The following is a 20,405-nucleotide window of genomic DNA, read 5'->3' as shown; positions in this document are numbered from 1 at the left end:
GATGCAGCGCTACATCTTGTTCAGTCCTGCCGCTCCCGGGCGAGCTTCAATGGTTTCTCTGACTGCGTTGCACCGTCCCGCAGCTCTCTAAACAGATCAGACCACTTACTGTTCCCGTTCTTCGCGTTATTGTTATTATTGTTTGAAATTTTATTCGGTTTACATCTGGTTGTCAATGGAAGCTAGCAATAAAAATAATTTTACTAATCCAATTAATTGAGCCCTCTCACCGAGCTGCGGCCGAACTGTCTGTAATAAAGGCAAGCGAGCCCCAGTATCACGAGCACTAAAGCGGAGTAAATATTGCTATAAACCGACGCTCCTGGATAGCTATTGAGCAGATTCCAGCTCACAGCAGCTCCTCCATCAATCGACTTGCCGTACAAAGTAGCTGCAAGTGCACCTGCAATAAAGTTCAGCATTGCCATCAGTCCCATACCGACGCCGATCTGTTCCTTTGGTAGCGACTGCGAGATTGCGTTTGACATCGAAATCATCATAAACGATAGTCCGACATTGCCAAAAATCAGGAAAACAGCAATGAAGAACGGGGACACTCCCGCAAAGGAAGAGAAGAGGACAAAGCTGCTCAAAAGTAGCGCAGACGCTGTGTAAAATAAATACGAATTCCCTTTCTTATCTGCAAGAATCCCGGCCTTTTTCCCCAAGAACGCGGTCACAATCGCCCCAGGTACCATGACAAAGCCAATGAGCCCCGGTGCCAGATGATTCACATCGGCCAACAACTGCGGACTAAGAAAAGCGAACGAATAGCCACTCCCTATCATCAAAAAGGCAATGACCAGCCCGAGCGAGTAGCGTTTACTCCGGAATAAGTCAGGGCGAATAAAGGGTTCTGCGGTCGTCCGAATCCTTACCAAGAACAGAAGGAATGAGAGGATGCACCCGAGTGCGAGCAGCAAGCTCTGATTCGTAATAGCCAGTAGAATCAATGCAATCGTTATGGCGAGAAGCCCTCCGCCAATCCAGTCCATTTTGACAGCTTCCCGCTCCTCCTCCTCCAAATACTTGCGGAAAAAAGGCACGGCAAAGAGCGTGAACAACGGCATACAGAACAGCCATCTCCAATCGAGCAGACTGACCAGCAAAGACGAAAGAACGGGACCTAATGCGCTACCGATTGCCATCCCGGTCATAGAGATCCCTAAAGCTCGCCCCCTACTCTCTGGGGGAAAATAACGCACCGGAATAATCGAAGAGGTCGCCGGAACAACTGCAGCTCCTGCTGCCTGCACAATTCTCCCCAAAAGCACCATGCCATAATTATGGGCGAAAAATCCGACAAGGGAGCCGATGGCAAACAGAATCAGTCCGAATGTAAGCAAATGTTTGAGCTTGTAGGAATCGGCTAGCTTGCCGTACATCACGGTTCCAACCGCATAGATTAACAAAAAGGCAGACGTCACCCAGCTAACCTTGCTAAAAGATAAATGAAATTCTGTCCTGATTTGCGGTAACACGATATTGAACATCGTAGCACTCATCACTGTCATCATGAGCGTAAACACGAGTACGCGAAGAACTTTTTCAGCAGATTGTTGTTGTGATTCGGTTTGCATATTGGAAAGACACCTCTCGTTATCACCGATTTCTTCCCGGGAAGGTGATTGTTTGCCTTACTTGTTGTAGTTTATAATGATTTTAAAATAAACGAAAATATATCTTTTGACATGCAGTTGATATACCTAAGTATATGGAGTTGAATCGAATGGAATTGTTGCAATTGCACTATTTCCGAACAGTGGCCAAGTGGCAGCATATGACGAAAGCCGCCCAAGAGCTGCGGATTGCTCAGCCTGCTCTCAGCAAGACCATTGCTCGGTTGGAAGAGGATGTCGGGGTTCCGTTATTTGACCGCGAGCGAGGACGTATTCGGCTGAATACATTTGGAAAGGCGTATTTGGAACGTGTAGATAAAGCATTGAACTTGTTGGAGGAAGGTCAAAAAGTCGTATCGGATCTGGCCGGAATGGAGCATGGTCGTATACATCTGGCAACGTCGACCTTGGATTTGTTATCAGAACCGTTGGGCAAATTTCTCGCCCTCCATCCCGATGTGCATTTCCAAATCACGCAAGCCACCATTGAAGAAATGGCACTCCTTTTGGAGTCAGGCGAAGTGGATATTTGCTTCACCCATTTGCCGATCAAGCTGCCGGATATTTTGACTACACCCGTATTGAAAGAAGATATTCACGTAGCTGTCCCGCGCACACATCACTTAGCCAAGCATACCAGTGTTCGCCTAAGCGATTTGGCTGAGGAGTCCTTTATCGGCTACAAGGAGGACTTTCCCATCCAAATGCTGTACGATCAGTTCTTTCAAAAAGCAGGGATTACCCCTAAATTCGCCTGTCGGGTAGATGATCCCGGCTCTATCCAAAAGCTCGTCCGCGCAGGCCTTGGCATCGCCCTCTACGGCTGTATCAGTCGAGAGCAAGACCCACACCTTGTCATGCTTCCGATCAAACACCCGATCTGCCAGCGACATTTTCAAATGATTCGGCACGAAAAAAGATATCTCTCCCTTGCAGCACGCAAGTTCTGTGATTTTATCGTCCAGTATTTTGCAGAGTCTCTTGAAAAATAAGCCCTTTCAAATAGAAAAAAGCCTGGCATCATTCGCCAGGCTCCTCCCCTATTCTTGTTTTCTTTTTTTCAAACGTAAAATAATGCCGTCAATGAGCAGTCCAATCCCCGCTCCGTAAAAAGGGGCCGCAAACCGAGTTCCTTCAGCAAGCGGCAGGTCTTTCAAATACACGATAAACACACCGACAATAAAACCGATCATCGTGTAGCGCAGCCGGGTCGCCCCCATCAAACGACACTCCCTTTCACGCTACTTCCCGAATTTATTTGGCATTTTCATGTTTTTCATCGTACGGCTCATTTGTTTGAGCTGCTTTTGGTTAAGATTCATCCCCATTGAACGGGCCATGGCTTGAAGCTGCTTTTCGTCCATTTGCATGTTGGACATTTGTTTTTTCAATAAATAAGTCCCTCCATAAAATCCACCAGCGAGACCGATTAACAATGTGACAATTGGAATTACCCAGTTGTACCAAGCCATCAATACATTACCATCCTCTATACGTAATTATGAACTCTTTTATTGTACCATAGTTGGGCTATCTTCTGTAAATTGTGATTAGAAAACTTGGAAAATGAGAACACTGCCCTCAACAATATCTTTGTCTCAAGCATATTCTAATAGCAAGAGGTGAAACAACATGGCTCCAATTGTGATTCTGGACGCTGGACACGGTGGCAGTGACCCAGGCGGTGGCAACAACACGCAATTTACCGAGAAAGATATGAATTTGCAAATAACGCTCTACCAATATAATCGCTTTTTGGCTCTAAATATTCCTGCTGCGATCACACGGACAACCGATGTAACTGTGACAAGTGAGGCTCGGACTGCTCTCGTTCGAAACAGTGGTGCTCGCTATTGTATATCCAACCATATTAACTCAGGTGGCGGCCGAGGCTCCGAGGTCCTTTACTCGATTTACGGCTCCCCAACCTTTCCCCAATTGATCCAGGATGCCCTGGCAGCGGAAGGGATGCCGAATCGACGCATTTTTACGCGGACACTGCCAGATAATCCGCGGCTTGATTACTACTTCATGCACCGGGAGACTGGCAGCGTGGAGACGGTAATTGTCGAGTATGGCTTTGCCGACAATGCATTGGACGCAAATAAGCTACAGCAGGATTGGCGAGATCTCGCGGAAGGCGTAGTCCGGGCATTTTGCACGTACGCTAAACTTCCCTATCAGCCCCCTGCGACTCCTACTTCTACACCGAAACCGACTGTAGCACCAACCCTTGTTCCCACCACTTCTCCTGGGAACGGAGCTGACTGGAAGCAGGAAGCCGTCAACTGGCTGTACGATCAAGGATTATTAACCGATGAACAATGGCGTCAGAAGCCTGACCAACCTCTGCCACTTTGGGCACAGGCTGTCATCCTGAAGCGACTATTCGAAAAGCTCAAAACGTAACAGAACGTCTCGGTTTAATCGTCTGCCTTAAAACGGGTCAGCGGCGTATCCGTTAAGCCCGAATAATTTCTTTTTGCTGGCACACTCACCAGTTCGTCCTCTGGGTAACGGTAGGCGGTTAGCATTCCGCCGAACACACATCCTTGGTCGATGTTGATGGTGCCATTTTTTCGTTTTGGCTCTGGATGCGGATCATGTCCCCATACGATTATGGGCGAAGTCACCTTTCGTTCTTTTGCCCATTCTCTGCGGATCGGGCGCCCATCCGGTCCCGTCCCTGCCACATCGCCATATCGGCAAAATGTGTAGACCGCAGGCGAATCCATCCCTATGTAATCGTCGCGAATCCCCGCATGAACGGCGACCGCCACTATTTTTTCATTTTGTTTGATGATCATGTGCGAAGGAGAAGAAAATAGCAATCTACGGCTCTGTTCACGCAGCAAGGAGGCCTTCTTCGGTCCATATTCTTGCTGATACAGCCGAATTTCCTCTTCTACTTTTTCATCTCCGTGAGCCAATGTTACCGGTCTACCATCCAGCCAACGAGCTACTTTCCACCCGTGGTTACTATCTACCATCTCAGCCAGGCCTGCCGTGACATGTTGGTGAAAAAATTGCAGCATTTTGATTGAGTAAGGTCCACGACTCGTGATATCACCGAGGGAAAGGAGCTTTCGGCCATGGGGATGGCGATATGTACCGTCTGGGGTTCGTTCATATCCCAAGCGTTTGAGCAATTCTATAAATTCGTCGTAACAGCCGTGAACATCGCCAACGATATCCACACCATTGTCAGCCGAAAGCACCTTGGAGCGTGTTTGAGGTTTGTGCCTCATAGCCCGGCCCTCCTTTCCGTTATCTCTCATTCGTTACTTACTATCTTTACCACATCTACGAAAAAAACTCACGGTTTGCGTACAAGAAAACGGTTTAAACAAGTAAACGCGCGAAAGAGCCCCTGTTTACTGAGGAGCTATTTGGCGCGTTTACCTATACATGATGCGATGTGATTAACCTAAGCTATGCGTATGCACGTAAATGGCCGCTTGCGTGCGATCCTCCACGTTCAGCTTGGCAAGAATGTTGCTGACATGAGTCTTGACCGTTTTGATCCCGATAATGAGCTCATCAGCAATCTCCTGATTGGACTTGCCCTGACCGATTAGCTTCAAAACCTCCAACTCGCGCGGCGTTAGCTGCTCATGGGGATGGGACTCTTGACCGTGACGGAAACGGGCCATGATTTTTCCTGCTACCCTCGATTCCAAAACTGGCTCACCCGCCGCAGCAGAGCGAATTGCCTTTGCAATCTCGGCTGCACGCGAAGTCTTCAGCAAGTAGCTGAATGCCCCGGCTTCAATGACCGGATATACCTTTTCGTCATCAATAAAGCTAGTCAAGACAATAACCTTGCTGGATGGACAGCTTTCTCGAATACGCCGAGTCGCTTCCACACCGCCGATGCCTTCCATGACTAAATCCATCAGAACAACATCTGGGCGCAGCTCTTGCGTCATTCGCACCCCTTCTTCCCCACTGCCTGCCTCTGCTACGACTTCAATATCGTCCTCCGTAGACAAATAAGCAGCCAGACCCATCCGAACCATTTCGTGATCATCTACCAGAAGTACCCGAATCACTGAGCCTTCACCCTTCCCGTTCCGTCTGTGACATTAGAGGAATACGCACCTCAATTTGCGTCCCTTTCCCAATCGCCGAGTAAATCTCCATGGAGCCTCCGACCTCTGCTACGCGCTCCTGCATGCTGCGCAGACCGTAGGACGTCATTTTCTCCCCATCTGGATCAAAACCAACACCATCATCCGTTACTCGCAGGCGAACCTGCTCTTGCAATGTAAACAGCTTCACTGTAATCTGGGTAGCTCTGGCATGCCGCAATGTGTTGGATAAGGACTCCTGCAAAATGCGGAACAAATGATCCTCAATTCCACTCGGCAAGCCTTCTACGTCTTCGATCTCCCACGCCAGCTGCATGGTATTTTTACGCGTCAGCTCATCTAAAAGTTCCAGAATGGCTTCCTTCAATGACTTGTTTTGTAACGTAGCCGGGCGAAGATGCAAGAGCAACGCCCTCATCTCCGCTTGTGCAGCTGCTGCCATCTCTTCGACCAATTCAATCTGTTGGGCTGCACGTTGAGGATTTTTTTCGACAAGCCGTTTCATCGCCGCAGTCGTCATGGCGATAGCGAACAGTTGCTGGCTGACTGCGTCATGCAGTTCTCTCGCCAATCTCTGTCGCTCCTCTGTTACCGCTGCATGCTTCAATTGTTCTGCGAGAGCCGCATTGTGGTTCGACAGCCGCTGCAAAGATGCTACTTGCTCTTCCCATTGCGAAGCCAGGCGATTGATCTGCCATCCCAATTCGCCTACTTCATCGACGCCCAATTCGGGAACCCGATACGACAGCATTCCGCGCCCAAGCTTCATGGCAGCTTCCCACAGTACACTGAGTCTCTTTTTCAACAAATTGCCGACGATATAGGAAATGATCAATGCCACTAAGACACCTGCAGGCAAAGAAACAACAAAAGCAGCAAGCTGAATCAAACCCTCTGGATCGGCAGGGAGATTGATTCCTATATATTCTTCAAGCCACCACACGAAGTTGCGGTCGCTGATTACTTCGTTGTACCACCGATGAATCCCCGGGTGATCTTTCCATAAAAAGTATAGCCAAAAGAAACAAATAAACGCGGCAGTAACTGCACTGACGGCCAGTAACATGCCATAGCGCACGTATTGCCACTGAATACTTGCCAATCGCTGTCGACGCATCCGCCAGTACCTCCTAGATGTACTTGACTTTTATATCGCCGACAAGCAGCGAGATATGCAAGTTTACTTTTTGCAATGCTTCATCATACTGATCAGAACGAATCTTAACACTGCGGTTGATCCCCCCCTGACGGTGGCTTAGCACCTCCAGGTCACCAATACTTAACCCTGCCGTTACCGATACAGGAAGATCGACCGGTACATAAATCGTCACATCGCCTACCCAGCCCTCTACGACAAGAACCGCTTCATCCCGCATCAACACTGCCCGGGAAAGATCAATCACAACATCCCCGATTCCATGCCAGACATGCAAGTGATTCAGTTCAAAACGCCCGGAAGTCAGGTGATAATCCCCAATCAGAGAACTGCGGGAATCTTTTGGCAGCATGTCGTCAGGGGATGAAGACATGCTTTCGTGATGAGGAATTTTTCCACCAACATGCTTCCATTTGTTCCAGCTGTCTAGCCAAGGGCGCTCCGCTGTTGAAACGTTCACGTCATTCGGGATACTCGCATCACTAGTCAAAATCGTCTCCGCAGCAGATGGGGTCCCACTCTCGCCTAATGGCTGATTCACACGGTGATCTCGTCTGCTGTTCTTGCCCCGAATCAACTGAAACCCGAAATAAATAAACACGATTGGCACTGCAATCTGGAACAAATCATCAATCCCGACACTAAACCACATATCCATCGCGATGATGGTCCCCAGCGAGAATAAAATTCCTCCGCCAATCCGATTTTTATTCCCCCACAAACGAAGGCCGAAATAAATAAGCACCATCGGCCACAAATCAAACAGACCGAACGAAATGATACCCAAACTGTCTAACAAAAGACCGATTCCCGTAAAAATAATCAGGACACCAGCCAACATTTTGTGCAAACGGGACAGTTTCACAAAAGTCTCCTCTCTCACGCCCCATGCTGATCGTTTTCACTTTGACCATTACGACATGTATAGATGAATGCAGGCGGAATGTTCAACAGGGTAAAGTCGATCTCAACCCGGGGAAAACGATCCTGCAACTCAGCCTGGAGTTGTAGCGAATATTGGAATGTAATAAATAGGCCCCCTGGCTTCAGTACAGATTGAACTTCGTCCAGAATTGCTGCCCGCAGCTCTTGTGGAAAATTGGCGAATGGCAGACCTGAGATAATGACATCTGCACCTACAAGGTCCTGCTCCTCCAAGTAAGACCTAAGTTTAGTCGCTTCCTCCCTGATAGGAAGATCGGGAAAACGTGATTGAAGCATAGAGCGAAATTGGGAATCTCGTTCCACAAGCACGTACTGTGTGCCGGGACGCAAGCGCTGATAGATCGTTTGGGTAAATGCCCCTGTACCAGGTCCCAGCTCCAGGATCACATCGGTTGAAGCCCAATCGACGCTTTTCAACATTTGCTCACATAAAAAACGAGAGCTGGGGATTATACTACCGACGCGTCCAGGCTCAGCGATAAACCGCCGCAAAAAGACCAAGAAGTCCTGCAAGAATCGTACCTCCTAGGGGAAAAGCAGCCTGATGTACACAGGCTGCCGAATTGACCCAATCTATTCTACACCTTGTCCCCCAGTTCCTGTTGAATTAGGATTGCACTGGTTTGGCTACCGGTGTTTTTGCTTCATTAATGGATGCTTTGATGCTAGCAAGTTCTGCATCGAGATCATCCTTTTCCAGGTCAGACAAAGCGTTCTCCCAAGCGCGGTTCGTTTGGCGCCATTGCCCACTCATTTGTGCTTCTGCTTCCATGCGCATGACTTTTTCCTCCATGCGGGCGAAGCCACGGCCTGCGGACTGATTGCCGATACCAACAACTGCTTGATTGACTTGCTTTTGTGTACGAGCTACTTGTGCACGTGCCATCAGTGTGAACTTTTTCGCACGCATTTTATAGAACTCTTCCTTCAGCTCAGCCAGCTTCTCGCGCATTTGTGTAGCTGCCTCGGATGCTGACAGGTAGAGAGTTTCATATTCCGCTGCCCGGCCTTCGTACTGCTTCTTGTCAGCGAGTGCTCGACGTGCCAACTCGTCTTCTCCCTCAGTTAAGGCGAGCTTGACTTGACGATCGCGTTTTTCGATCAGGGCATTGGCTTCATCCAATTGCTGACGGAATTTCTTTTCCAGTGCAACCTGACGGGCAACCGCGACTTCAACTTGTCCGATTTCTACTTCCATGTCACGCATATATTGATTCAGCATTACTACCGGATCTTCCATGGAATCCAATGCATCATTTACCGAAGCTACTGTCAGGTCACGCAAACGTTTAAAGATACTCATTATTTTTTCCTCCTCATCATATCACATCATATTGTTCATCCAAAAGACTCTTGCGACATAGGCGTTACTGCGGGCGTCTTCTTACGTTTCTCTCCCAAGTGTCCAGCGTATCTTCCTTTAATACTTTTTGGGCCCATTCACGCTCCCAAGAAGGAGGCGCTTGTTTTGGCTCTTGGCTGGGACGCAGTAAGCGATATCCCAGATAAATCACCCCAATGGCCAGAAGCGCGTGAAACAGTAGGTCAAGCTTGCCAATCAACATCAGGAACCCGAACAGGAAGACCAGGATTCCCCAAAAACGTGAACCGGTTTGTCCCATGATCTTTTTGGCACCGTATATCATGATCACGCCGGGAATGATAAACCCGAGCAAGTCTCCGATATCGATACCCACCAGATCCAGAAGAACCAACCCACCGACTAGCAGCAGAACCAGCCCGAGTAGAACTTTGCCAGACCGTTCGCTCATTACTCGCTTACCTCCATTCGTTTTGCATGTGGTGCTTGTGGAACGTTATGCCCTTATTGTAGCCCTCGGTATAGGCTTCCCATAACGGGCGTGCGGTTGGTTTTTCCCTCCGTCCTTGGACGGAGACAATTTCCTGCCCTAATCGGACGAGCTGTCCCGCAAGACAGAATATGCACGCGTCGAAAGGCGGCTTGCACTGTCGAACGAAAACGTTACAGCATTTGACGGCATCTTTGTGACGAATATGTGAACGAACAGATAAAAAGAAGGAAATAAAGGACTGGCGTAGAATCTTCGTAAGAGTGCGTGTAAAAAAACATCGAAAAATAGCCGAATTCCGCTTGGCGGAAACGGGGGAACCACGTTTTTGGGGTGAATGGTTGCTACTCCTAGCAGCCTAGGGCGTCCTTTCGACCGAACCCTTCAGCTAACCTCGTAGGCTCACGAAGGGAGCAGTTTCTTTTGCGCAAGATGGTTTTATCTTTATTTATGGCTGGATTGCTTGCTATGGGGGCAGGCACTGCACAGGCTGCTGAGGAGAATACTCTCAATGAAGTAGTCAGTGACTTGTACGGTACCCCTTACAAATCTTCCGGCTCGTCCAAAAAGGGCTTTGACTGCTCCGGTTTCACGCGCTACGTATTTGATGCGTTAGGTGTAGACCTGCCTCACAATTCTGCTTCCCAGTACGAATTAGGTACAGAGGTAGCCAGAAAAGATTTGCAGCCAGGCGATCTCGTATTCTTCAACACGAACGGTCGCAGCATTTCTCACGTGGGTATCTACATCGGAGACGGCACATTCGTGCACTCGGAATCTGGTCGTGGAGTCGTCAACACCAAGTTGAGCGATCCATACTACTGGAGCAAGCGTTATGTAGGCGCCAAGCGTCTCAGCGTTCCTGTTCTAGCGAAAGCAGAAACTCCGAATAAGGAAAAAGCGGTGCAAGCTGCATCGTTGCCGGAAAAACCAGCTAAAAAATAGTCATTCGGCAAAATAATAAAAGCCAGGGACACTACGTCTCTGGCTTTTTCTGACGAAATTTAGTACCTGGTCTAAAGAGGTACCCTCACATATTAGAACAACTTAATAACTTACGGGGTTTCTTCCCCTGATCAGGTCAAAGCATGTTATGATAGACAAGACCCATTCTTTGAATGGTATTCCTTATTAATAGAAGTAACTGGGGGTTGTTCCGGTGAAAGATCACATTTTAATTGTCGATGACAATCTGGAGATTATTGAACTGCTAGAAGACATTTTGGAGAACGAGGGCTTCACCGTTTCCTCCGCAGAGAGCGGAGAGGATGCACTCTCGCTGCTCAGCCAAGGAGAGCGTCCCAACCTGATCCTTTTGGATATTATGATGCCCAACATGAGTGGCTACGAGCTCTGCTCTCAAATTCGCCGTGAGTGGGATTTGCCTATACTGTTTCTCAGTGCAAAAGGAAAAGCGGTAGATAAAGTAGTCGGCTTCGAAATCGGCGCAGATGATTACATCACGAAGCCTTTTGATACAGAAGAGCTGCTCGCTCGCATTCGTGCCCACCTTCGTCGCTATGAGCGCATTCGCAAGCATACCGAAGAGCAGCCTGAGAAGGAAACGGCCTCCTCTCCGATTACGGTTTTGAAATTCAAGGACCTGGAAATCCATAAAGAAACGTATTCCGTTTATGTATGCAATCAAAAGATTGAGCTATCTACCAAGGAATTCCAACTACTCACCTTCCTCGCAGAAAATGCGGGCATCGTCTTTACAAGAGAGCAAATTTATGACCGTGTCTGGGGATATGGATATGGCTCGCTCAATACAGTGACCGTCCATATTAAAAACCTCCGTGAAAAGCTGGAAACAGAACGTCAGTTCATTAAAACACAATGGGGGACAGGCTACGTATTTATCGGGGAGAAGCTTTAAATGAGCTTACGCAATAAAGTTTTGCTCTCCTTCATTGCCTTGATCACACTCAACATCTTGTTGTTTAAATTTGTTTTTCAAGACATTATTGTCGCTCAACTCAAAAATGATCGGCATAATCAGTACCAGGCTGAGAAAGAAGCCGCAGAGAAGGTCATGCTCAATCAATTGCTTCTCGTCAGTAATTTCAAGGACCCAATCGAACGTTTGGAGCTTGAAAAGCAGTTGCCAGACGACGTGATGTACCGCATGCTCGTAAAGGATGCCAATGGAAACACCATCTACAGCAAAACATCACGCGCCTATAATTTGAAAATGCCTTCCCCCTCCGCATCAAGTCGTGGCGATTCTGCCAAACAAAGTGACCTCAAAGTGGTCGCTGAGTACCATTTTCAGCAGGAGCCACCGCGTACAGGGGAGATCGTTGTTTATTTCTACACAGATGATTACGACATGATGGCTACAACAGGGGTTTCCATGATGCTCTGGTTTATTTACGGAAGCATTAGTCTGGTGGGATTGGTTCTGCTCGCTTTGTTCGTTCGCTGGATACTAAGGCCGGTTAACGAATTATCGCGCGTCACCCAAGAAATTCAGGAAGGGAAGCGTCTGGTCACATTTACGTATCGATCGCATGATGAATTTGGGCAACTCTTTCGATATTTCGGGGAAATGGTGGATGAGCTTCGCTTAGCGGAAGAAAGACAGGCAGAAATGATCGCTTCGATCGCCCACGACTTCCGCACACCTCTCACCACGATCAAAGGGTATGCGTCATATATCGGCTCTGGTCGTGTGACGGATATGACCAAAATACAGAAACAGATGGGCAAAATCGAGCTAAAAACGACGGACTTGGAAAAGCTGCTGGATGAGCTGCAGGACTTCACCACTCAAAGCTCCGAGGTCCGACTCAGTATTAACCGCATTCATGTCAAAAGCTTCTTGAGAGGAATCATTGAGGACTATTTGCCAAGAATCAAAGAGGCAGGTCTCACCTTTCAATGGAAGCTGCGCATCTCCAATGAACTACACATCGAAGCAGATGAGACCAAGCTGCGGCGTGTCATGGAAAATTTGTTAAACAACGCTATCCACTACAACAAACCGGATGGCTCCATTTACCTTACGTGTGATCAGCGAGAAGGGCATGTCCTTTTTACTGTGATCGACAAAGGAGAAGGAATCGCCGCTGAAGATTTACCGAAAATTTTCACCAAGTTTTATCGGGCGGAAAAATCACGAAATCGAAACAGTGGCGGTACAGGCTTAGGCTTGACGATTTGCAAGAGCATCGTCCGGCTTCACGGCGGAGATCTGATGGTAAACAGTGAATTGGGAATGGGAAGCAGTTTCTCCTTCACCATCCCCTTCTTCCACGGGTAGCTTTCACAAGCTACCCTTATTTTATATAGATTTATTCTCAGTTAATTATTTCTTTATATTTTACTAGTAAAATAATTTTTGTAAGCATGTTGCTTTCAGTGATAAATAACCCCCAGTTCGGTATCTGACACAATCGGCGAAACCGTAGTGATAAGATGCCTCTTTTTTTGTCCCTCAACTTCCATTTTTTTCTATCTCTTTTCCAAACGCATCGGCAGTCCGTTCTTGGGACGCAAGGTGACCAACGGCTCGGGCTCCACTACCTGATTCGGTTCAGCCAGTCTTAGTCGATATCGCTGTGCAATCGTCGCCAGTAGCAAAGCTGCCTCCATCAAAGCAAAGTTATTCCCGATACAAACACGCGGCCCGCCACCAAACGGGAAATAAGCATAGGCTGGAATTCTTTTTAAGAGGTCGCTGTCAAAACGCTCTGGAATGAATTGTTCAGCCTGGTCATAATAGCGTGGGTCACGGTGCATGACATATTGGCTCATCATCAGTGTTTCTCCAGGCTTGTACGTGTGACCGCCGATCTCAACCTCATCTACCACTTCCCGATTTATCGTCCATGCCGCAGGATAGAGCCTCAGCGTTTCCTGTACAATGAGATTCGTATACTTCAGCTGCGGAATATCCTCGACCGTCGGCAGCTTTTCACACAGTACGGTCGACAACTCGTCATGCAGCTTTTTCTCCACCTCGGGATGAGTAGCCAGCAAATAGAAAATCCACGACATCGTATTCGCAGTCGTCTCATGGCCCGCTACAAAAATGGTCATGACCTCGTCGCGAACCTGCTCGTCTGTCATTCCTTCCCCATCATCTTCATCACGCGCTGCCAAAAGCATCCCCAACAAGTCCTTATGCTCTTCTCCTTCGCTATTGCGCCGAGCTTCGATCAAAGAGTAGATCGTTTTGTCCAGCAGCTCACTCGACTCCAGGAACTCCCGATTGCTTTTGGTAGGTACGGACAACGGAATGTCGATAAAAGAGGAGCCTTTGTTTGCCACGTATTTCAAACCGACATCGATGGCATGTCCAATCTGATCGGCCCCTTCCTTGACGGTTTTGCCAAACATCGTCTCCGTAATAATCGCAAGTGTTACTTTCATCATGTCCGAGTGAATATCGCGGAGCTCCCCGGTTTTCCAATCCGACATGAGATCAACGGCTTGCCGGACCATCACGTCTCCGTAGGTGGCGATACGATCTCGATGAAAAGCTGGCTGCATAAGCCGCCGTTGTCGCAAATGCTTTTTTCCTTCACTGGTAAGAATTCCATCTCCTACAACAGCTCGCGCAACCTGTAGTCCTTTCCCTTTTCGAAAATGCGCCTGTTTGCTGACCAAAACCTCTTTGATGTGATCCGGATTCGTTAACAGATAAATATGGCGGGAAGGGCCGAAGCGAAAATGGACGACTTCCCCATGCTCTTTTGCAGCGTCACGGATGAACTGAAGCGGCGATCGGCGAAATGCCATCAAATTCCCTGAGATTGGAAGACCTTTTGGGCCGGTGATCGTGATGTTCATACGTCTCCTCCTTTTTACTTGCAAATCCTACCGATAGTATCCGGCACGATAAGGAGATTATGCGAAAAAAGCCACCCAAGCTTCGGATGGCTGACGAAATCATTTTGTTTATCGTGGAACAGGTTGGTCTGTGCGCAACAGACGAGAAGCAATCAGTCGCTCGCGTACCTTGATGCCAATTAGAGAAGCCAGAACTGCTTTGACAACCCCTACAATGAGGAAAGGCGTTACACCAAAAGCAACAGCTTTATCCCATGGGATGTCCATAACGTATTTGAGCTGTACAGTACCAAAAGCGAGTGTGACAAACATGCCAATGATATTGGCGATGATGGCGTTTTTCAGGTTGAATCTTGTTTTCTCCAAGTAGAGCCCGGTCACATAAGCGGTGGCAATAAACCCAAATATGTACCCGCCGGATTTTCCGACCAATATTTGCAAGCCGCCTTTTGCCTCGCTGAATACAGGCAATCCGACTGCACCGAGCAAAACGTAAATAACCAGAGCCAGTGTCCCGTATCTTCTTCCCAAAATGGTCGCCGTCAGTCCTACTGCTAACGTCTGCGCAGTAATCGGAATCAACGGCAAGGGAATCGTCACCTGCGACAATACCGCAGTCATTGCAGCAAAAATGGCAGAGAGCAATAGCCATCTCAAGCGTTCGTTTCTCATGCGTACTAGCCTCCGTTTTGTTAACTAAAAATATGATAAGGTTAACAAAATAATAATACGCATCTGCCCTTTTGTAAATCCCCGTTCTGCCCGCTTACCTTTTTGCTTGTTGATTCATGTGTAACTGCAGCTTTTGAAGTGACTGAACCGTATGATCGATTAATTCGTTCAGGTCATCAATGTTGCCTTCATCAATTTTCCGATGAAAATCCAGCGTCACCTGGTTGGTGATTTGCTTTGGCGGCCAATCGATTCGATGCTCCTCTAACTTGGCCGATACTTTCTGTGTAATATACGGCCGTTGCCCCCAAATGTCATTAAGAATCAATGTGACTTCTCTCGCTTCTGCCGGCACATCTCTGTAATTTTCCAGCTGCAAGTAAAAATGGATGCAAATCGTACATCCGATATGCTCTGTCAACGGTTGTTCCAGCTGTTCGGCTGCAATATCAGCTAACTGGGTACGAAGCTGCATCTCAGCACGGACAGCTGCTGTATGATCATGTTGATCAGCCAATTTGAACTCGATCTGAAACTGTCGATGGAACGTAGCCATATCCATGACATCCGAACGGTTCGTAATCGTGATTGCCCCTTCGAAGTCCCGGTCGTATACCGCACCTTCCAACACAACCCTGATATTGTCAAAAACAAGCGGATGAAACATCTCGCGCCCTCCTTTTCCCAGGCATTCCGGCCCTTTCTTTTACAGTATATAGCATGCCTGCTTTCTCCTTGTTTTGCAAGCAGACCGACTTCCCCATGGCGACGCCTTCAGGAGAGTGGTACCATGAGAGTGATCCAACCTTTGAGGTGACAGCCATGTTTTTAATTGGAATTCTAATCGTTGTTGCAATCCTTGGTGAAATTATTCATCGTTTGAATCCATGGAAAAAGCCAGAACCTGCGTATGAGGATCTCGTCGACCAAATCAAACAGACAGACTGGTACCAGGAGCTGTCTCGTGATCAGGCGTGTCGTTACGTTCTGGACAACGACCCGCATGTCCAAGCCTACTACGCGAGTACGTATGAAGCCAAACGACTCCTTGCACAGGAAGGCTTTCAATTGGGGCTGATTGATTACGTCAAGCAGGAAGCTGCAAAGCACGCCGATAAACCGCGCTGACATGCGAAAAAGCCGTTGTTATGGAACAGCGGCTTTTTCTTTGAATCAAAAAAAAGGTATACCTGCCATGGCTCATGCCCTGTGGTACACCTGTTTTATCCGGTATTCATGTTTGTATTAGCGTTTTTGATGATAGTGTTTGTAAGCGTCAAAGGATGCTTGCTCTTGGCAAGGTGCGCATTCTGTTGCATACGATTCAGCTTGTTCGTGAATCATTTGACCGCAGGCAGCACAGCATTTTGCTTCGAGATTGCGAAAGAAATTAGTGATCGGCGTCATGATTAAAACCCCCCGTGTGTTATTATCTGTATTGTATTACAACAGCATCTGTTTTATAAAAGTTTGTTATAATACATTACGCCGATTTATCTTTCTCTCTCGCTCATTTTCTCTTTATTGCTCCTCTTTTCGCTGTATTCATACATTTTTGCAAATTCCGCATCTGTTGTAACACAAAGGCCTAAATCAGCAGATTGAACAAATACGGATCATTCGTAATCTCTACATAGCGGATACCATGCTGCTTCATCCGACTGACTAATGGCTGATAGTCATCCTTGCATTTCATTTCAATGCCAACCAGTGCTGGACCATTGTCTTTGTTGTTCTTTTTCGTATACTCAAAGCGTGTGATGTCATCGTGTGGCCCCAATACTTTTTCCATAAACTCTCGCAAGGCTCCGGCACGCTGTGGGAAATTGATGACAAAGTAGTGCTTCAAGCCCTCATGCAGCAGCGAGCGCTCTTTGATCTCTTGCATCCGGTCAATGTCGTTGTTTCCCCCGCTGATGACACACACTACGTTTTTCCCGGCGATTTGATCCCGGTAGTAATCGAGAGCGGCAATCGACAGGGCACCTGCTGGTTCTACAACGATGGCATTGCTGTTATACAACTCCAAAATGGTTGTGCACACCTTGCCTTCTGGGACGAGCACGATGTCATCCAGTAGCTCCTGGCAAATACTCATCGTTAGCTGCCCCACTTGCTTGACGGCTGCACCATCGACGAACTTGTCAATTTCATCTAAGGTGACAACATCGTTTTGCTCCAGAGCGGCTTGCATCGAAGCTGCTCCTGCCGGCTCCACACCAATGATCTGTGTGTGCGGGCTGATGCCTTTTACGTACGTGCCCACACCCGCAGCCAATCCACCTCCACCAATACTCATAAAGACGAAATCAGCTGGTTCTTCCATGTCATTCATAAACTCCAGACCGACTGTTCCTTGTCCAGCTATCACCAATGGATCGTCAAACGGATGGACAAAGGTCCGATCTTCCTGAATGCAATATTTCATCGCCTCTGCGAAAGAATCATCAAAAGTGTCACCGATCAATACAACTTCTACATAGGAGCCGCCAAACAGCTTGACCTGCGATATTTTTTGACGCGGGGTGGTCGCTGGCATAAAGATCGTGCCCTTGATTTGCAAATGGTTACACGAATAGGCTACACCCTGCGCATGATTGCCCGCACTCGCACAGACGACACCACGCTCCCGCTCCATTGTGGAAAGATTCCGCATAAAATGATAAGCACCGCGGATTTTGAAGGAACGAACGACCTGCAAGTCTTCTCTTTTCAAATACACGTTGCAGCCGTAGCGCTCAGACAGTACTTTATTTTTTTGCAAAGGTGTCTTCTCCACCACGTCTTTCAATGCGTGATTGGCTACTACGATGTCTTCCACTCTGACCGTATGCATGTATATGTTCCTCCCAAGTTTCTCAATTGTAGTAAGGACCAGACCAAATCAAAAAGCCCCCGCCCCAAACCAGCTACGCACAATTTGCGTACGGCTGGCTGAGGCGAGGGCATCGCGGTACCACTCAGCTTCTCTGTCTTCCTCACGAAAAACAGACTTTGGCAGTTCACTATGAAACTCCCGTCCGATAACGAGGACGAATTCGTTGTCCTATACTCACTGGCTAAACAAGCTGATTTTCCAGGACAATGCTCCAAGGTGATTTTCAAAACAGGCTGGCGGCCATTCTTTCAGCACGGGGAACGGCTCTCTGCACACTGCTTACTGTTTCTACTCTTCCTTTTCAACGCTCATAGATACGAACTATTCGAATTAGTTAAACATTCTAAGCCGAAACCCACAAGTTGTCAATCTTCTTGTTAATTAGCAGGAAAGCAATGACAAAAAAACGGGTTCCCTTTCGAGCTACTGCACTCAAAACGGGACCCGTTTTTCTCTTCAATACATCCTATACTGCTTCGTAAATTGCTTCGTAACGCTTGCCGATTTCTTCATCAGTCAAACCAGCTTCGCGCAGACGGCCAATCAGTGCATTCGCCCAAATCTCAGTGCGTTGCGCCATTTTCGCGTATTTTTTCGCTTCTTTCACTTTGCGCTTGGAGCGATCTTCACCGTTTGACTTGAGGTTGTCGAGGATGAACAGCATGTGCATGGTATCTTCCTCGTTCAGCGTTTGCCAGCTATCATTTAGAAACGCAGTTACCTTTTTGTAGTAGCCATCAAACTCGTCAAAAGAAATCTCAGTATCCATGTTGAGATATTCTTTCATTTTTTCAAATAGATCTTGCATCTAGCGTCACAACTCCCTCATTATTCTCCGCACTATTATAACAAAAACAACGCTGGACAGGAAGTTGCCATTATCTTACTGGCACCCGTGAAGCTCTCGCATACATGCAACGTCTTCCGTAATGCTCTATAATAGGGAAATACTGAATTGCTTGAGGAGAACGGAACAGATGACAACGCATAAAAAAGAACAAGACGCCAGCATCCGTGTCGGCCAGCAAATGACGCTCACGATCAAGAGTTTGGGCATTAATGGCGAAGGGATCGGCTATTTTAAAAGAAAAATCGTCTTCGTAGAGGGTGCCCTCCCTGGCGAGGTCGTCCATGCAGAGGTGACCGAGGCAAGAGAAAAATACGCGACCGCGCGTCTTTTGCGAGTTGTTGAAAAATCAGCATCTCGCACGAATCCCCCCTGTCCGGTCTATGCGGAGTGTGGCGGATGCAGCTTGCAGCACATGGATTATGCCGCACAGCTCGCGAGCAAGCAGGAAATCGTCATCGAATCACTGCGCAAGTACGCTCGACTGAATCAACCACCCGTCGCCCCTACGATTGGTATGGATAACCCGTGGTCGTATCGAAATAAAGCGCAGTTTCAGGTGGGCAAGGAAAAAGGCAAGCTCATCGCTGGACTGTATCAAACAGGGAGCCACAAGCTCGTCAACCTGGAAGGCTGTCAGGTGCAGCATGAAGCAACAACAAAAATTGTCCAAACAGCGAAGCAAATCATCGAGGAGCTCGGGATTCCGATCTACGACGAGAAAAAACGGACGGGCGTCATCCGCACAATCGTAGCTCGCGTCGCTTTTGCTACGGGCGAAACGCAATTAACGCTTGTTACGGCTACCCCAGAAATTCCACGAGTGAAAGAGCTGCTTTTGGAACTCCGCACGAGACTGCCTGAACTGGTAGGAATCGCGCAAAACGTAAATACGCAAAAAACATCGCTCGTTTTTGGTGACAAGACCGTATCGTTGTGGGGCAAAGCTTCCATTGCTGAAAAGCTGGGTGAACTGTCCTTCGACTTGTCGGCTCGTGCCTTCTTCCAATTGAATCCCGAGCAGACGCAAAAGCTGTACAATCAAGTGAAAACGGCTGCTGGACTGACCGGAAAAGAGCTCGTACTCGATTTGTACTGTGGTACAGGGACGATTGGCTTATGGCTCGCTCCTTATGCCCGCGAGGTACGCGGGATCGAACTGATTCCTGAGGCTGTCGAGGATGCCAATCGCAATGCAGAGCGTAACCAAGCATCGAATGCCAGCTTTCACGTGGGGCGTGCCGAGGTCTTGATGCCAAAATGGGCCAAGCAAGGGACTCGCCCAGATGTCGTCGTAGTCGACCCGCCGCGGACTGGGCTGGATGATGCGCTGATTCGTTCCTTGTTGGATGTGCAGCCGAAGAAGATTGTGTATGTGTCTTGTAATCCTTCTACATTGGCGAAGGATGTTGGGAAGCTGATGCAGCGGTATGAGTTGAAGAGTGTGCAGCCGGTGGATATGTTCCCGCATACGGCGCATGTGGAGAGTGTGACGTTGCTTCAACTTAAATGAGTAGAGAAAACCCTTGTCATATGGTAATATCCCCTCATGGTTGACTGTGTTTAAAACCCCACTGTTACAATTGGGT

Annotated in this window: 23 protein-coding genes, 1 riboswitch and 2 other annotated features (1 of these 26 running past the window's edge); of the genes, 7 read left to right on the top strand and 16 right to left on the bottom strand. The window is 48.0% G+C overall.

Annotation, left to right across the window (positions count from 1 at the left end):
- Window positions 1-131: a binding site (T-box leader), on the bottom strand; it reaches 138 nt to the left of the window's first position.
- 81 nt (window positions 132-212) lie between these two features.
- Window positions 213-1,580, bottom strand: a complete 1,368-nt coding sequence (locus tag KB186_RS24945) for an MFS transporter (RefSeq protein WP_232774585.1) — start codon at window positions 1,578-1,580, stop codon at window positions 213-215.
- Window positions 1,581-1,729: 149 nt separating this feature from the next.
- Here KB186_RS24945 and KB186_RS24940 point away from each other — a divergent pair, with 149 nt between their 5' ends.
- A complete protein-coding gene (locus KB186_RS24940; protein ID WP_232774583.1) occupies window positions 1,730-2,611 on the top strand; it encodes a LysR family transcriptional regulator in 882 nt (293 codons plus the stop codon).
- Window positions 2,612-2,659: 48 nt separating this feature from the next.
- On the opposite strand, the gene KB186_RS24935 is transcribed toward KB186_RS24940, so the two are convergent.
- Both KB186_RS24935 and KB186_RS24930 read right to left on the bottom strand, forming a co-directional pair.
- Window positions 2,660-2,839, bottom strand: coding sequence for a hypothetical protein (locus KB186_RS24935; protein ID WP_232774581.1), 180 nt, complete (start codon window positions 2,837-2,839; stop codon window positions 2,660-2,662).
- Between the two features lie 21 nt (window positions 2,840-2,860).
- The gene (locus tag KB186_RS24930) at window positions 2,861-3,091 is read right to left on the bottom strand and encodes a YneF family protein (protein ID WP_047073685.1); all 231 of its coding nucleotides are present in this window, start codon (window positions 3,089-3,091) and stop codon (window positions 2,861-2,863) included.
- Window positions 3,092-3,251: 160 nt separating this feature from the next.
- Here KB186_RS24930 and KB186_RS24925 point away from each other — a divergent pair, with 160 nt between their 5' ends.
- Window positions 3,252-4,028, top strand: coding sequence for an N-acetylmuramoyl-L-alanine amidase family protein (locus KB186_RS24925; RefSeq protein ID WP_232774580.1), 777 nt, complete (start codon window positions 3,252-3,254; stop codon window positions 4,026-4,028).
- A 14-nt stretch (window positions 4,029-4,042) separates the two neighbouring features.
- Here KB186_RS24925 and prpE read toward each other — a convergent pair whose 3' ends face one another.
- The 7 genes from prpE to KB186_RS24890 all read right to left on the bottom strand — a co-directional run bounded on the left by prpE (window position 4,043) and on the right by KB186_RS24890 (window position 9,583).
- Entirely contained in the window at window positions 4,043-4,867 is an 825-nt protein-coding gene (prpE, locus tag KB186_RS24920; RefSeq protein ID WP_173611387.1) for a bis(5'-nucleosyl)-tetraphosphatase PrpE, read from the bottom strand.
- A 174-nt stretch (window positions 4,868-5,041) separates the two neighbouring features.
- A complete protein-coding gene (locus KB186_RS24915) occupies window positions 5,042-5,671 on the bottom strand; it encodes a response regulator (RefSeq protein WP_007721557.1) in 630 nt (209 codons plus the stop codon).
- 7 nt (window positions 5,672-5,678) lie between these two features.
- Complete coding sequence (locus KB186_RS24910; RefSeq protein WP_173611386.1) at window positions 5,679-6,827, bottom strand: HAMP domain-containing sensor histidine kinase; 1,149 nt, start codon at window positions 6,825-6,827, stop codon at window positions 5,679-5,681.
- Window positions 6,828-6,840: 13 nt separating this feature from the next.
- Window positions 6,841-7,731 (bottom strand): cell wall-active antibiotics response protein LiaF, encoded by an 891-nt coding sequence (gene liaF, locus KB186_RS24905; protein WP_232774579.1) that lies wholly within the window; start codon window positions 7,729-7,731, stop codon window positions 6,841-6,843.
- 14 nt (window positions 7,732-7,745) lie between these two features.
- Complete coding sequence (locus KB186_RS24900) at window positions 7,746-8,324, bottom strand: class I SAM-dependent methyltransferase (RefSeq protein ID WP_173611384.1); 579 nt, start codon at window positions 8,322-8,324, stop codon at window positions 7,746-7,748.
- A gap of 94 nt (window positions 8,325-8,418) precedes the next feature.
- A complete protein-coding gene (locus tag KB186_RS24895) occupies window positions 8,419-9,114 on the bottom strand; it encodes a PspA/IM30 family protein (protein WP_173611383.1) in 696 nt (231 codons plus the stop codon).
- Window positions 9,115-9,178: 64 nt separating this feature from the next.
- On the bottom strand, window positions 9,179-9,583 hold the full coding sequence (locus KB186_RS24890) for a LiaF transmembrane domain-containing protein (protein ID WP_173611382.1): 405 nt from the start codon (window positions 9,581-9,583) through the stop codon (window positions 9,179-9,181).
- Window positions 9,584-9,901: 318 nt separating this feature from the next.
- Window positions 9,902-10,041, top strand: a riboswitch (cyclic di-AMP (ydaO/yuaA leader).
- Between the two features lie 4 nt (window positions 10,042-10,045).
- Here KB186_RS24890 and KB186_RS24885 point away from each other — a divergent pair.
- The 3 genes from KB186_RS24885 to KB186_RS24875 all read left to right on the top strand — a co-directional run bounded on the left by KB186_RS24885 (window position 10,046) and on the right by KB186_RS24875 (window position 12,887).
- Window positions 10,046-10,567: a C40 family peptidase gene (locus KB186_RS24885; protein WP_221868758.1), complete on the top strand. Its 522-nt coding sequence runs from the start codon at window positions 10,046-10,048 to the stop codon at window positions 10,565-10,567.
- Window positions 10,568-10,781: 214 nt separating this feature from the next.
- Window positions 10,782-11,501, top strand: a complete 720-nt coding sequence (locus KB186_RS24880) for a response regulator transcription factor (protein ID WP_007721564.1) — start codon at window positions 10,782-10,784, stop codon at window positions 11,499-11,501.
- Window positions 11,502-12,887 (top strand): sensor histidine kinase, encoded by a 1,386-nt coding sequence (locus KB186_RS24875; RefSeq protein WP_221868759.1) that lies wholly within the window; start codon window positions 11,502-11,504, stop codon window positions 12,885-12,887.
- A gap of 191 nt (window positions 12,888-13,078) precedes the next feature.
- Here KB186_RS24875 and KB186_RS24870 read toward each other — a convergent pair whose 3' ends face one another.
- The 3 genes from KB186_RS24870 to KB186_RS24860 all read right to left on the bottom strand — a co-directional run bounded on the left by KB186_RS24870 (window position 13,079) and on the right by KB186_RS24860 (window position 15,758).
- A complete protein-coding gene (locus tag KB186_RS24870) occupies window positions 13,079-14,419 on the bottom strand; it encodes a cytochrome P450 (RefSeq protein WP_173611378.1) in 1,341 nt (446 codons plus the stop codon).
- A gap of 108 nt (window positions 14,420-14,527) precedes the next feature.
- Window positions 14,528-15,091, bottom strand: a complete 564-nt coding sequence (locus KB186_RS24865) for a biotin transporter BioY (protein ID WP_221868760.1) — start codon at window positions 15,089-15,091, stop codon at window positions 14,528-14,530.
- A 94-nt stretch (window positions 15,092-15,185) separates the two neighbouring features.
- Window positions 15,186-15,758 carry a hypothetical protein gene (locus KB186_RS24860; RefSeq protein WP_232774578.1) on the bottom strand — a complete coding sequence of 191 codons (573 nt, stop codon included), beginning with the start codon at window positions 15,756-15,758 and terminating at the stop codon, window positions 15,186-15,188.
- Window positions 15,759-15,853: 95 nt separating this feature from the next.
- Between KB186_RS24860 and KB186_RS24855 the strand changes: the two genes are divergently transcribed.
- The gene (locus KB186_RS24855; RefSeq protein WP_229087959.1) at window positions 15,854-16,219 is read left to right on the top strand and encodes a hypothetical protein; all 366 of its coding nucleotides are present in this window, start codon (window positions 15,854-15,856) and stop codon (window positions 16,217-16,219) included.
- A 117-nt stretch (window positions 16,220-16,336) separates the two neighbouring features.
- On the opposite strand, the gene yhfH is transcribed toward KB186_RS24855, so the two are convergent.
- From yhfH to KB186_RS24840, 3 genes are all read right to left on the bottom strand, one after another.
- Entirely contained in the window at window positions 16,337-16,498 is a 162-nt protein-coding gene (gene yhfH / locus KB186_RS24850; RefSeq protein ID WP_173611374.1) for a protein YhfH, read from the bottom strand.
- 181 nt (window positions 16,499-16,679) lie between these two features.
- Window positions 16,680-17,927, bottom strand: coding sequence for a threonine ammonia-lyase IlvA (ilvA, locus tag KB186_RS24845; protein WP_173611373.1), 1,248 nt, complete (start codon window positions 17,925-17,927; stop codon window positions 16,680-16,682).
- 96 nt (window positions 17,928-18,023) lie between these two features.
- Window positions 18,024-18,283: a binding site (T-box leader), on the bottom strand.
- A gap of 152 nt (window positions 18,284-18,435) precedes the next feature.
- Window positions 18,436-18,777 carry a hypothetical protein gene (locus tag KB186_RS24840; protein WP_048031397.1) on the bottom strand — a complete coding sequence of 114 codons (342 nt, stop codon included), beginning with the start codon at window positions 18,775-18,777 and terminating at the stop codon, window positions 18,436-18,438.
- Between the two features lie 169 nt (window positions 18,778-18,946).
- On the opposite strand from KB186_RS24840, the gene rlmD reads away from it, so the two are divergent.
- Window positions 18,947-20,329, top strand: a complete 1,383-nt coding sequence (gene rlmD, locus KB186_RS24835) for a 23S rRNA (uracil(1939)-C(5))-methyltransferase RlmD (RefSeq protein ID WP_232774577.1) — start codon at window positions 18,947-18,949, stop codon at window positions 20,327-20,329.
- The last annotated feature ends 76 nt before the right edge of the window (window positions 20,330-20,405 follow it).

Source organism: Brevibacillus sp. AF8 (genome assembly GCF_021270385.1).
In the GTDB taxonomy this organism is placed as follows: Bacteria; Bacillota; Bacilli; order Brevibacillales; family Brevibacillaceae; genus Brevibacillus.
Note: the sequence above shows the minus strand (reverse complement) of the source record. Positions and strands in the feature narration are given on the sequence as shown.

What these genes read in the sequence shown, in the direction of transcription:
- KB186_RS24865 (WP_221868760.1), bottom strand. Translation starts at nt 15,091, where the DNA reads ATGAGAAACGAACGCTTGAGATGGCTATTGCTCTCTGCCATTTTTGCT.
- KB186_RS24935 (WP_232774581.1), bottom strand. Translation starts at nt 2,839, where the DNA reads ATGGGGGCGACCCGGCTGCGCTACACGATGATCGGTTTTATTGTCGGT.
- rlmD (WP_232774577.1), top strand. Translation starts at nt 18,947, where the DNA reads ATGACAACGCATAAAAAAGAACAAGACGCCAGCATCCGTGTCGGCCAG.
- KB186_RS24910 (WP_173611386.1), bottom strand. Translation starts at nt 6,827, where the DNA reads ATGCGTCGACAGCGATTGGCAAGTATTCAGTGGCAATACGTGCGCTAT.
- KB186_RS24930 (WP_047073685.1), bottom strand. Translation starts at nt 3,091, where the DNA reads ATGGCTTGGTACAACTGGGTAATTCCAATTGTCACATTGTTAATCGGT.
- KB186_RS24875 (WP_221868759.1), top strand. Translation starts at nt 11,502, where the DNA reads ATGAGCTTACGCAATAAAGTTTTGCTCTCCTTCATTGCCTTGATCACA.
- KB186_RS24870 (WP_173611378.1), bottom strand. Translation starts at nt 14,419, where the DNA reads ATGAACATCACGATCACCGGCCCAAAAGGTCTTCCAATCTCAGGGAAT.
- KB186_RS24860 (WP_232774578.1), bottom strand. Translation starts at nt 15,758, where the DNA reads ATGTTTCATCCGCTTGTTTTTGACAATATCAGGGTTGTGTTGGAAGGT.
- KB186_RS24940 (WP_232774583.1), top strand. Translation starts at nt 1,730, where the DNA reads ATGGAATTGTTGCAATTGCACTATTTCCGAACAGTGGCCAAGTGGCAG.
- KB186_RS24855 (WP_229087959.1), top strand. Translation starts at nt 15,854, where the DNA reads ATGGCGACGCCTTCAGGAGAGTGGTACCATGAGAGTGATCCAACCTTT.
- KB186_RS24895 (WP_173611383.1), bottom strand. Translation starts at nt 9,114, where the DNA reads ATGAGTATCTTTAAACGTTTGCGTGACCTGACAGTAGCTTCGGTAAAT.
- KB186_RS24890 (WP_173611382.1), bottom strand. Translation starts at nt 9,583, where the DNA reads ATGAGCGAACGGTCTGGCAAAGTTCTACTCGGGCTGGTTCTGCTGCTA.
- ilvA (WP_173611373.1), bottom strand. Translation starts at nt 17,927, where the DNA reads ATGCATACGGTCAGAGTGGAAGACATCGTAGTAGCCAATCACGCATTG.
- KB186_RS24925 (WP_232774580.1), top strand. Translation starts at nt 3,252, where the DNA reads ATGGCTCCAATTGTGATTCTGGACGCTGGACACGGTGGCAGTGACCCA.
- KB186_RS24840 (WP_048031397.1), bottom strand. Translation starts at nt 18,777, where the DNA reads ATGCAAGATCTATTTGAAAAAATGAAAGAATATCTCAACATGGATACT.
- yhfH (WP_173611374.1), bottom strand. Translation starts at nt 16,498, where the DNA reads ATGACGCCGATCACTAATTTCTTTCGCAATCTCGAAGCAAAATGCTGT.
- prpE (WP_173611387.1), bottom strand. Translation starts at nt 4,867, where the DNA reads ATGAGGCACAAACCTCAAACACGCTCCAAGGTGCTTTCGGCTGACAAT.
- KB186_RS24945 (WP_232774585.1), bottom strand. Translation starts at nt 1,580, where the DNA reads ATGCAAACCGAATCACAACAACAATCTGCTGAAAAAGTTCTTCGCGTA.